The sequence below is a fragment of the Pedobacter sp. Bi126 genome, from assembly GCF_918698245.1.
Lineage (GTDB): Bacteria > Bacteroidota > Bacteroidia > Sphingobacteriales > Sphingobacteriaceae > Pedobacter.
On the sequence record NZ_CAKKMS010000001.1, the window covers coordinates 39,266 to 51,230 of the forward strand.

Annotated in this window: 7 protein-coding genes; all 7 read right to left on the minus strand. The window is 40.3% G+C overall.

The genetic code is table 11. The annotated features are described in order from the left end of the window. Positions 1-72 precede the first annotated feature (72 nt). Positions 73-1,746, minus strand: coding sequence for a M1 family metallopeptidase (locus tag LQ201_RS00105; protein WP_230144277.1), 1,674 nt, complete (start codon positions 1,744-1,746; stop codon positions 73-75). A gap of 297 nt (positions 1,747-2,043) precedes the next feature. After that, positions 2,044-3,450, minus strand: coding sequence for an aminopeptidase P family protein (locus LQ201_RS00110; protein WP_230144276.1), 1,407 nt, complete (start codon positions 3,448-3,450; stop codon positions 2,044-2,046). A gap of 842 nt (positions 3,451-4,292) precedes the next feature. Continuing rightward, positions 4,293-7,058 carry a DUF5695 domain-containing protein gene (locus LQ201_RS00115; RefSeq protein WP_230144275.1) on the minus strand — a complete coding sequence of 922 codons (2,766 nt, stop codon included), beginning with the start codon at positions 7,056-7,058 and terminating at the stop codon, positions 4,293-4,295. A 606-nt stretch (positions 7,059-7,664) separates the two neighbouring features. Further along, positions 7,665-9,440, minus strand: coding sequence for an aminopeptidase P family protein (locus LQ201_RS00120; RefSeq protein ID WP_230144274.1), 1,776 nt, complete (start codon positions 9,438-9,440; stop codon positions 7,665-7,667). 146 nt (positions 9,441-9,586) lie between these two features. Next, complete coding sequence (locus tag LQ201_RS00125; protein WP_230144273.1) at positions 9,587-10,054, minus strand: hypothetical protein; 468 nt, start codon at positions 10,052-10,054, stop codon at positions 9,587-9,589. Continuing rightward, positions 10,051-10,503 (minus strand): LytTR family DNA-binding domain-containing protein, encoded by a 453-nt coding sequence (locus tag LQ201_RS00130; RefSeq protein WP_230144272.1) that lies wholly within the window; start codon positions 10,501-10,503, stop codon positions 10,051-10,053. The genes LQ201_RS00125 and LQ201_RS00130 overlap by 4 nt, the downstream gene beginning before the upstream one ends. 117 nt (positions 10,504-10,620) lie before the next feature. Further along, positions 10,621-11,916: an esterase-like activity of phytase family protein gene (locus LQ201_RS00135; RefSeq protein WP_230144271.1), complete on the minus strand. Its 1,296-nt coding sequence runs from the start codon at positions 11,914-11,916 to the stop codon at positions 10,621-10,623. Positions 11,917-11,965: the final 49 nt, after the last annotated feature.

Sequence of the window (11,965 nt, forward strand, 5' to 3'; positions counted from 1 at the left end):
GCATCCTTACGAAAAAGAATACCTTTTAATAAAATCTGTCGGATGATAACATCCAACAGCACTTCCAATGAATTATTTTGTGTTTTTCACCTCTAGGTAGTACATAAATTCGATACCCGATTTTGTAAAAAGCGCATCCTGACCTTTAGCCAATGCAACCTGTTGCCAGCTTTGCGATGGAATAATTTTAAGCGTTTTAACACCTTCTTTTTTCAGGCTTAAAGGCAGATTGAAACCTTTAACACAATTGCTATAACGGTAAAAAGCTTTACCACCTTTAAGGTAATATTCGAATTTAGGAACTTGCACGGTACGCAGGTACTGATCAAAAACTTTTGAAAAATTGTAACCCGCCTTTTTAGAAACATAATTTTCGATCTGAGCGGTAGTTACTGTTTTATGGTAAAAGGTTTGGTTGAGCCCACGCAATATCGATCTAAAAAGCTCGTCGTTATTTAAACTGTGTCTAATGGCGTGCAACATGTTCCCTCCTTTTGGATACATATCGCCACTGCCCTGCGCATTTACACCATAAGGGGGAATAATGGGGCTATCATTCCGGATGCCTTTTCTGATCCCAAAATTGTATTCGTTACCGGCTTTATTGCCAAAAATGTAATCTACAAAAAGGGTTTCGCTATAATTTGTAAAACCTTCGTGCACCCACATATCTGCCAGATCGTTGGTGGTAATGTTATTGCCGAACCATTCGTGCCCGCTTTCGTGGATAATGATGAAATCCCATTTTAAGCCCCAGCCATCGCCCGACATGTCTCTTCCTCTATAGCCAAACTTATAACCATTGCCATAAGATACTGCCGATTGATGCTCCATCCCGGTGTGCGAAGCATCGATAAGTTGATAACCATCTTCATAAAAAGGATATGGTCCAAACCAATGCTCCAGACTTTTCATCATTTTATGCACCTGGTCGGGCATATAAGTTTTCGCCTTTGGATAATTGTAATCAAGCACCCAATAATTCACATCTAATGCACCTTTTTCGCCTGCATATTTCTCCTTAAAATTCACATACTTGCCTATGTAAGGAATGATGCAATAATTACTGATCGGATTTTTAACATTGTACTGACAAGTCACGGTACCATCGTGATTATCCTTCTTGAATACCAGTCGCCCATTCCCTACTGCTACCAAGGTATCAGGAACCGTCATTGTTAAAGAAGCGCCCAGATTAGGTTCGTCGCTTTGATGATCTTTATTCGGATACCAGACTGAAGCGCCTAAGCCCTGACAGGCCACCGTCATCCATGGGCGCGAAAGCGAATCGGTGGTGAAGATAAAACCGCCATCCCAGGGTGCTCTTTTGGCCTGGTGAACCTTTCCATGGTAAAAAATATGAACATTATTCAGTACAGATAACTTTTGCGCCGGAACATGCACATACCAAACACTGCCAACATGTTCGAATTTCACCTTCGAACTTCCGTTGTACAGCACACTATCAATAATTAATGGTTCCTGCAAATCGATCTGCATGCGGGTACTACCATTATTATTTTGCACTACTTTGTATACGATTTTATTCGAGCCGCTTATACTTTTATCATTATAATCAGGTTTAACAGAAAGTTCGTAACGCTGCACATCCCACCAGGTACGTTCGGCATTTAAGCTCCCCCTTAAGGTATCGGCCAGCGTGTAAACCTTTGGCGACTGCGCAAAAAGTATGGTACTGAATAATACTAAAATTATTGTTAAGGTTACAAGTGTTAATTTTCTCATCTTTTAATGGTTATCATATTGAAATGGCGTATTATTAATTTGAAAAGCAGTTTCAGTTTTTCATCGGTTATGGCAGCCCTGCTATCCCTCCTGCTCTGATAAAGGATCGGGAGCATCCGTTCTATCAGGTTTATTTAACAGTGGTTCTGTGCTTCTATCCTAGTTTTCTAGCCCTGACAGAAGCGGGCATCCCGATTTTTTCATCGGGATAAAGCGGATGGCAGGACTATCCTTTAAAAAAACCGAAAAGCCCTGTGCTCCAAAAAAAACAGAAATTATTCCAAATAACCGTCCTTGCTAATAAGCTTCACTTCTAATCGCTTCTATTTCATCTGTGGTTAAGGCCAAATGTTTACCCAACATCCGGCTTCCGTTTTCGGTAACCAGAAAATCGTCTTCAACCCTAATGCCGCTAAAGTTTCTGAACTGCTCCAATTTATCGTAATTAATAAATTCGGCAAACTGGTTGGTGGCTTTCCAACGGTCTATTAATTCGGGAATAATATAAACACCTGGTTCTACCGTTAACACATATCCTGCTTCGAGTGCTTTGCCTAGCCTTAACGATTTCAACCCGAACTGGGTGGTGTTTTTAGTCAGTTCATCTGTATAACCTACATATTGCTCGCCTAAATCTTCCATATCGTGCACATCTAAGCCCATCATATGGCCTGTTCCGCATTGAAAAAACATGGCATGCGCACCGGCTTGCACCGCATCGTCTACATTACCCTTCATCAGACCAATATCTTTTAAACCCCGTGTCAGCATCTTACACGAGGCCAGATGCACATCTAAATATTTTACACCCGGCGCCAACATATTTTTGCCATGCGTGTAAGCATTCAGTACAATATCATACACATCTTTTTGCTCGGCACTAAACTTTTTGCCTACCGGAAAAGTACGCGTAAGATCGCCCGCATAACCTAAAGCTGTTTCTACACCAGAGTCGTTCAAAACCAATTGACCTTCCTGTAGCTGATTCCCATGATAATGGTTATGCAAAATTTCGCCACGAACAGTTAAAATAACCGGATAAGCTAAATTACCGCCCGAAGCCAATGCAGCACCTTGAATTTTTGCTGCAAGTTCGCGTTCGTACATGCCGGGTTTTGCCTGTTGCATTACCATTAAATGGATATCGGCCGATATTGCTGCTGCACGGTCTAATTCTTCAATTTCTTCGACAGATTTAATCGATCGTTGTGCCACAACGGCTTTAATAAAACTTAGAGATGCTTTTTCTTTAAGCTGATCGACAGGTAGATTAAGCCAACTGGCCAATTTAATCTTATTCTCTGAGCGGTAAGGAGGTAAGAAATGAACCTGACGCTTCTTGTCTTGATATTGTTTAAGATAAGTGTCCAGTTGCGCTAAAGGCAGAACTTTGGTCAAGCCGGCATCCAAACTTTTTTCTTCAAGTGTTTTCTGTCTGCCCATCCACACGATATCGTCAATTCCCATTTCATCACCGAAAAGGATTACCTGATCTTCATCAAGGTCGATGATAGCGCCCAATGAGGGCTCACTTATCCCAAAATAGTATAAAAAGGTACTATCCTGCCTAAAATGGTAGGTATTGTCCTTATAATTCATCGGACTTTCTTCATTACCCAAAAAGAGTAATATTCCCGAATTTATCTTTGATTTTAATGTTGCTCTTCGTTGGAGGTAAACTTTCTTTTCAAACATATTTTTCATGTGTTAAGCAAATATCCAAAAAGCCATATTCATTACATCAGAATTAAAATGAATGGATAAAATATGGTTTATATCTGCAAATTATAAGCTATGGTTATGGCACAAAAATCACAATAAATTTCAGGTTAGCGAAGAAGAAAGGTAAAATCTGCACATAGGAAGAGTGATTAATGAAAGTTTTTGATAGCGTTAACAATTTTTAGCCGCGAAGATATAGATGGCATGGGGTATTTATAAGTCGTTCCGTCATTCCCAACTTGATTGGGAATCGTAATGCTTAAGCTCCGCTGAGTACTTTGTGGTTCCCGCCTGCGCCTAGAATGTGGACAGATCTTTTGCTATATCCTCAGCATTGGCCGTCATTGCCAGCTTGACTGGCAATCTTAATGCATCAAGAAAGGTTAATGAGCAATATTTGAAGCTTTAAGATTCCCGCCTGCGCGAGAAAGACGTCAGTTGGGTTTACAAATAAGCACGTTTTTATTGGCGATAAAATCGCCTTTCTCATGCATCCTCGTTATAAACGAGGACGATCTACTAAATTTAAATGGACTATATTATTATTAATATATATATCTTTTTAAAATACTAAATTTTAAACTAGTTAACATAAAGTAATTATGTAGCTATAAATAGAACAAAATCAATGGTTTTCGATCTATAAAACATTTCTATTAAGTTGAATATTTAAGTTTAATAATCTGAAATACAATTAATACGAATACCTTATATTAAGGTAAAAGACGAATAAAACATACATATAATTGATTATCAGCACTAATTAATAACAAAAAGCCCCGTAAATTTTAGTTTACGGGGCGGAAACGATAGAAAAATTGATATTATCTTTGAAGAATGATTTCAGTTGTATGCGCTTTTGCAAGCGGAAACTCGTATCCTCCCCTTTTCTTAACGCCATTGCCTTTTACAGCATAAGAACCAACGCCATTAATTTTTGCAGGCTGTAACAACCTCAATAAGGCAGTAGATGTATATTCATTTGCTTTGCTCAGTTTCAAGCGAATTTCGTCATTTACAATATTATAATTTACCTCATCAATGGTACCCGCATCAAGGCTGATCCAAAGTCCTACAGCAGCAATGTAAACCGATGATTTTGCTGCCGTAGTTAATTTAACATTGACGTTATTGCCTGTTTTGTTCAAGTTGCCACCAAAAGCCAACCAACCAAATTCTGGATGCTGTAAGATATACGATGAAGTATTAACCGCATAGCCAAAAAAACCGGATCCGTAATCGCCGGTAATGCCGTCATTTTTTAAGGTTGATGGATAAGCGTGAAATGCTGCAGGTGCAAAACCTTCTTGAGTGATATTGGAAATCGCGCCCAATAACCCACCGTAACCGGCACGCAAAAGATAGAAATCGCCGGGATTTTTACGGTAATCCATTAATACAGGAATGGCATTGAGCGCTGAACCGTAGTGATGGATCATCCGTTCGATACGCGAAAGTTTGCCTCCATAAAGAAAATCCCAGTACCGACGGGCATTACCATTGTAGGCCCAATGCGGCACCACAGGCATATAGGCCAATATCGCATCAAGCGTTACATTTGCTTTTTCCTGGTAGCCAAAATAGTTCGACCATACATAAACTTCTTCTTGACCTGTAGAGTCCCAAGGCATTTCACTACCAAAGGGATATTGTAGCGAACGCCAGTGGTTGGCCCGCTTCTTCATTTCATTTTCTAACCTTGTTGCTTCATCTGTTAGCCCTTCGTTTTTGAGGTCATTTAGGATAAGATAGAAAACTGTGCCTTCCATTTGACCAAACTGTGCGTAATAAGGGGCAATATTAACCATAGCCATGCCGGTTTCAGCGGCATCGACAAGGTGTTGTTTCCAGCTCTGCTCCTCCACAAGGCCGCTATAATTACGCGCCAACCGATACATTACCCAATGGGCTGCCGCAACATGCGGGTAGTTATAAGACCGGCCCAGGTTATCAGCTTCTTTTTTGGGCCATGCAGACCATGTTTTAAAATTGATATCTGCGGCATAAGTATCTTTAGGGAGCGAATCTGGTGCATAGTAGAACAAGCTCTTTTTTACCCCATATTTCTGAGGACCATTTTTAAGCTGTATCCGCCCAAACATTACACTATCTACAAATTGTTTCAGTTTATCAACTTCTTCTTTTTTGGGCTGCACCAATTGCTTCATTATTGCCCCCAACCACGAACCTGCACCACCTTCATCGCTTAAACCTGCAATCCACGCCCTATTGTCTTGCGTTACCTGCTGTTGCTTTTCATTATCGTACGTAATAGCTGAAGGACTTCTTTTAAAAATAGGATCGGCCTGGTTAAACCATTGTTTGGTAGTTAAAAAATTACCATAACTGGCAATTACATCACTTTCAGCTTCAATTACCTTATAATTTATACTTTGCTCCAAGCCATCTTCATAGGTGATAGACAATCTTGCTCTTCCCCAGGTATTTCCCTTTACAGTATAACTTTTCCAACCATTTTTGGTCGAACCTAATGCACTTACCTTTAAGGCATTTTCGGGTTGAACCTGAATAGCTTTAATCTTTTTAGGGTAGTTAATAAATAATTTCCCTTCCACATCTTTAGGCAGTACATAACCTGGAACCGAGATCGCTACTGGTCGTTTATTTTCGATCAGTTTGCTTTCGATATCTTTTGCTGCTCCAGAAAGGATAAACTGAAGGGCATAACTTCGGCTTTCGCCAGGTTTTAAAGAGGTTGAAGTCGGTGTGTTCCACTGCTCGGCATTTTTCCATTCGTTTTCTGCATAGGCTTTACTGTAAACCATCCATTCATAAAAACCTTCAAAAGCTATCCCTCTTGGCGTCCGGTCATCATTAAGCGGGTTATAAGCCTCAAATGGCGTATGTCCCAATGGCGCAACGAGCAAGGAAGGTGCATGACCACTTAGCCTGGTAACTTGCAGATAACCGGCATCTTTACCGATATAAGGATCGTAAAAAACATTTTTTGCATGGGTTTGCTCCAATGTTCTGCCTTCGAGAATATTATCGAAAATCATCGGGATACCCAGGGCCCCGATTTCTACGTTTTTATTGGTCTTGTTTTTCAGTTCGAAGCGGAGCACAAGCTTTCCGTTAAACATTTCCCACATCCGTTTAACCTGCAGCGGGATATCAGCCGGAAGTGTTGCAGCAAGATCGGCAGCAGCGAGTACATTTTTACCCATAGCAATACTTTTCACCGGGCTTCGTTTTGCGGCTGTGCTGTAGCTTTTCCAGGCTTCTTCGCCAATGTAGCGTAACTTTAAGTTGATATCGCCCAAGTGATATAAACCATCTGAACTACGCACTTTTAAACTGTCGCTGGGTACAAAATCGAAATCTTTAACCATTTTAGGCTGTAGGCCCGCTACCGTTTGCGATGACTTGACAAGCTTTAGATTGAATGCTCCGGCATTGTAAGTCGAAAATCCTTTTTCCAGGCCCAGCGTAGATGGCTTTTTGCCTAAAGCAATCCAAGGCGATTGGGCCAGAACTACCTCAATATTTAGAAAAGATAAAACACAGCAAAATATTGCTTTAAAAGTTATTATGGATAAGCTTCTCTTCTTTTTTAGTTCGATAATCATGATAATAAAGGGAATTTAGGAATGTAGTTAAATCAAAATTAAAATTTAAAAGATAAAGCAGGCATCGAACTTAAAAATAGCGCAAAATCGGTAAAGAATTGGTGTATTTACTGGAAGTTGGCGTAAGGCGGTAAGTGGATGGCGGGATTGATGGTGAATAGACAGGAAGCACGATGAAAAAAATAGGTTCCCACAGATAAGGCAAAGCATGCAGATTAATAACACATGAGGGGAAACGTAACCCATTAGCACTACATTAGGTATCTAAACGCGATTGCAGCGGCAGCCCCGAATGAAATGAGGGCTATAGCGGAAAGCGCGACTGACGTGGATTGAAATGCAGGAATTGCTTTCCTATCCCTCGATTCTTCTCTCGATGACAAATAATTCGACTAAGCTATCATTGACAGATACCAATAGAAGAGTCGTCATCTCGACTGTAGCGCAGCGAAATGGAGAGATCTTTGGACCAAATTACTTAAATGAAATTTAAAAGATTTCTCCACTACGGTCGAAATGACGATGCCTCGAGAATACTAACTACTTAAAACGTACCTGTCACTTATATTATTTTATGAAATAAATTATAGCTCCGGATGGCAATAATTAAATCGGCTGACATTTCACTTTCAACCATTCAGCTTCCTCATCAGATAAAAGGGGCTGAAGCTTCTCAAACACCATTTGATTATATTGATTTAACCACTCAATCTGATCTGCTGCCAAAAGTGTTTTATTGATAATCGCGGTATCGATAAAACATAAGGTTAAGGTTTCGAAGGTGAGAAAATCGCCAAATTCACTCTTTCCATTAGGGATACATAAAACAAGGTTTTCGATACGTACACCATGTTTTTCAGGACGATAAATCCCAGGTTCGATGGAGGTTACCATTCCTGGATTAAAGGCAACATCTACGTTGGCTGGACTAATACTCTGAGGTCCTTCGTGTACATTTAGAAAAAAGCCAATACCGTGCCCCGTTCCATGACCAAAATTTATGGCATGTTCCCAGAGTGGTTTTCTACAGATGGAATCGATTTGATAACCTTTGGTACCTTCTGGAAAAATCAGTTTAGAACCTTCAATCAGGCCTTTTAGCACCAAGGTATAATCATCGGCCTGGGTTGATGAGCAATTACCGATAGGCATTACCCTGGTAATATCAGTTGTACCATACAAATACTGGCCTCCTGAATCGACAAGAAACAAACCATCGGCTAAAATCTCCTGATTGCTTTCTGCTGTTACACTGTAATGCGGCAAAGCGCCGTTGGCATTGTAACCAGCTATGGTATTAAAACTTAAACCTACGAAAGATGTTTGTTCGGCCCTAAACCCGGCCAATTGCTCTGCTGCAGACCATTCTGTAATTTTTTCTTTTCCTAAATGATCTTCCATCCATTTAAAGAACCTGGTTAAAGCCACCCCATCATTTAGCATTGCCTTACGGATGTGGTTAATCTCAGTATTATTCTTTAAACTTTTTAGATGTGTGCTTGGATTAATGCCTGAAACGATTTTGGCACTTGAAGGCAAGCACTGATACAAGCCAAAACAAGTACGTTTAGGATCGATAAAAATCTGCGCGTTTTTTGGCAGATTTTTTAATGCATCAGCCACCTCAGCATAGGGATGCAAAGTTACGCCTTGTTGATTTAAAGTATCAATATCTGTTTGCGACAATTTTTGTCCGTCGATAAAAAGTTTTACCGCTGCAGGAGTAATTAAAGCAAAACTTAAGGTTACAGGATTATAATCTACATCTTTTCCCCTTAGGTTAAAAAGCCAGGCAATGTCATCAAGCGATGAAATAAAATGATAATCTGCTCCATTTATTTTTAAAGCAGCTTTTACCTCGTTTATTTTAGCCGAAATGGTAAGACCCGCAGCTTCCTCGCCTATTAAAAAGGCATTTTCTTCTGGCAACCCTACTCTATCGTGCCAAATCGAGCTGATAAAATCGACGTCGGTTATTTCTATTTCACTCTGGGTGAAACTGTTCTGCATCTCGAACGCTAAACCTACAGTAATAAGCTGATGGTTAAAACCTACTTTTGCACCCTTTGGCAAAACCTGGCACAACCAATCGATGTATTCGGGCGTATGTGGCACTTTCAACTTTACCAATTCGTAACCTGTATTGTTTAATTGTGTTTCTGCCTGCGTAAAATATCGCGAATCAGTCCACAGACCAGCAAAATCCTGAGTGATGACCAGCGTGCCGGCCGACCCTGTGAATCCACAAGCAAAAGGAATAGCTTTATAATGTGCTGGTAAATATTCACTGATGTGAGGATCTGCCGAGGTAATAATATAAGCATCTATTTTTTGAGCAGCCATTAACTGGCGTAAGGCCTGCAGTTTTTCTACAAAGGTCATGTTGAGGAAGAGTTTGTAGGGCCAAATTTAAATATTACATTGACATCAGCGCTTAAAACAAACAAGAATTAATATGAATTTGAAAATGCAGCAGATTCCGATTGCGTTAGCACCTGTGTTTACCTTTAAAAATATCAGGACAAATATTAAACGTACCGATCAATTGCAGGCGCTTTAAGCACCTCATAACAATCTGATTTCCCCAAGCACCGTACTTTAAAAACAAGCGCAGATTCTCGCTGTGCCAGCGCATGGATACCCAATGTAAAACGTTGTTTAAAACGTTTGGGACAAGCCTCTTTATGGCAGATTATTTCGTAACGGTCTACATTTTCTACAACCACATCAAGCACATACTTTGGCCACTGTTTTTTAATCAGATTCGGCAACCAGCGAAACTGTTGCATGTTAATCAAATCCCCCATCCCCTCAATTGCTTTTGGTGGAATATCTCCACCTATAATCTGGCTCCAGTCCCCTTCAACTTCATCAATAATCCCCAGCACTTTACATCCAGACAGCACCAACCATGGGTCTTCCATGCTTGACTGTATTAGCTGATAGGATACATCTTCTAAAAATTCCTGTTCAAAAAGGTAATTAAGTTCGATCATAAGCTATTTTCATTTTTTATCGGCAGATTATTAAGTCGTATCAGTTTATTAATGGTACCAGCAAAACGTTTCATTGAGATCGGTTTGCCAAGATAACATTCAAAGCTAGAATCTATTTTTCTTACCTCATTTTCGAGGTGGGCAGATGCGTAGATCACAAACCTGGCTTTCGAGCGGAGATGCTGGGATAGTTCAGTTCCTTTCATTCCATCCATATCTATATCTAAAAAAAGAAAATCGATTTTATCGCCGGCACTAATTGTTTTTAAGGCATCAAATGGATTATTAAAGGCGCTAAACAGTTTTAAAAAACGGATATCTTCAATATAATCCTGGAGTACATCAATCGCGTGCTGTTCATCATCAACAATTGCACAACTGTAATACATAGGCAAATTAAGATAGGCTGTACAAAGCTTAACAATGTAAACCTCAATTCCTATAGCCATGCAAAAAAAGGGTAAAAGTACGGTAGTAATGGGCATACTAATGAGACAGTATATCAACTTGCACGTTATTTCATGGTATAAATTAGCCATGAGTTAATTGACACATGGCTAATTGCTTTAAAGTTTAATTTTAACAAAGTATAAACGGTTTCTATCGACCGAATTTGTTAAAGGCAATATTTTTTGTGCAAAGCCACTTGCTCCGTTATCCACCACACCAAAATCATCATCGTTAGAAATTACGAGGATGTTGCCAGGCAGCAAGGCTAAACCTTCTGCTTTATCATGCGGATAAACGGAAGGTAGATCCTTCAACAGGTCTAAAACAATGGTTTTGCTTACCGAGGTAATTCCGGCTGTGTTTAAACCTGCTGCATTGTTCAGCTCTTCCACGGTTTTACCGCCATAAAGTTTTCCTGTTGCACCATTGCCGGAATCAGAAATATCGGTAGCACCACTCAGGTCTATTTTAAAAACTTTTTTAAATGTTGCCGGGTTGCTTGCTGCACCTCCATACAATCCGTCACGCTCGATGGTTAGGAAAGTAGTGCTGTTAACGGCAACAATATCGCTCACACCTGTTAAAGAGGTGTTATCCATCAGGTAAGCATATTGCTTGGTTGCTCCGCTTGCGATATCAAAAGTCAAAATTCTTAATATTACCGAATTGGCAACCGCAGCTTTAGACGGATTGTACATTGGCGACTGCATCATGCCCACCAGCGTTTTTCCATCTGGAGTAATGGCCAAACCTTCCATGCCACGGTTTGCTCTTCTATTGGCAAATACAGCCGGAATAGTACGTCCACCGGTTCCAGTTCCGAATGGATTAATGCGTTCAATTGTTTTACCAGTTGCATCGAAGTGTGCAATATGTGGACCGTATTCATCGCTGATCCAAAATGATCCGTCAGCTGCCCTTACCAAGCCTTCTGAGTCGATTCCATCGGCACTTGGCACAATCACCTGTCCATTTAGGTCGTAAGCAGTTTCACCAGAAGCCCCCATTCCTGCAGGATTTGGAAGTCCGTTTAATTTATTACCGGATGCATTTTTAAGTTCGATGGTTTGTTCGAGTACTAATTTCCCTTCTTTCAGCCTGAATTTCCCAATCTGTGGATCAAAATCAGGTTTTCCGATGATGATTGAGTTTGCGAGCTGCCCGGCAACGTTCGAACCCCTATCGGTTAGCATATAAAAAACATCCGGCGAGTTGGGATCGGCGGCAACAGCTGATCCAAAACCTCCGTTGTACACTTTTATACCAGCAGCAGTTGTGAAAAGTACCGAAGGATCAGAAACTTCTGCAACAGCAGGATAGCTAAATTCTAAAGGGCTTTCTTCATGGCTTTTCTTACACGCTACCATACCGATAGATATGGCTACTATTAGAGTGAGTAATTCTTTCTTCATTTATTTAGGAATATTTTTAGAACAAAGCAAGCATACAGATATGAAGCCT

Coding starts and splice junctions, on each gene's coding strand:
- LQ201_RS00105 (WP_230144277.1), bottom strand. CDS start 1,746: ATGAGAAAATTAACACTTGTAACCTTAACAATAATTTTAGTATTATTC.
- LQ201_RS00110 (WP_230144276.1), bottom strand. CDS start 3,450: ATGAAAAATATGTTTGAAAAGAAAGTTTACCTCCAACGAAGAGCAACA.
- LQ201_RS00115 (WP_230144275.1), bottom strand. CDS start 7,058: ATGATTATCGAACTAAAAAAGAAGAGAAGCTTATCCATAATAACTTTT.
- LQ201_RS00120 (WP_230144274.1), bottom strand. CDS start 9,440: ATGACCTTTGTAGAAAAACTGCAGGCCTTACGCCAGTTAATGGCTGCT.
- LQ201_RS00125 (WP_230144273.1), bottom strand. CDS start 10,054: ATGATCGAACTTAATTACCTTTTTGAACAGGAATTTTTAGAAGATGTA.
- LQ201_RS00130 (WP_230144272.1), bottom strand. CDS start 10,503: ATGGCTATAGGAATTGAGGTTTACATTGTTAAGCTTTGTACAGCCTAT.
- LQ201_RS00135 (WP_230144271.1), bottom strand. CDS start 11,916: ATGAAGAAAGAATTACTCACTCTAATAGTAGCCATATCTATCGGTATG.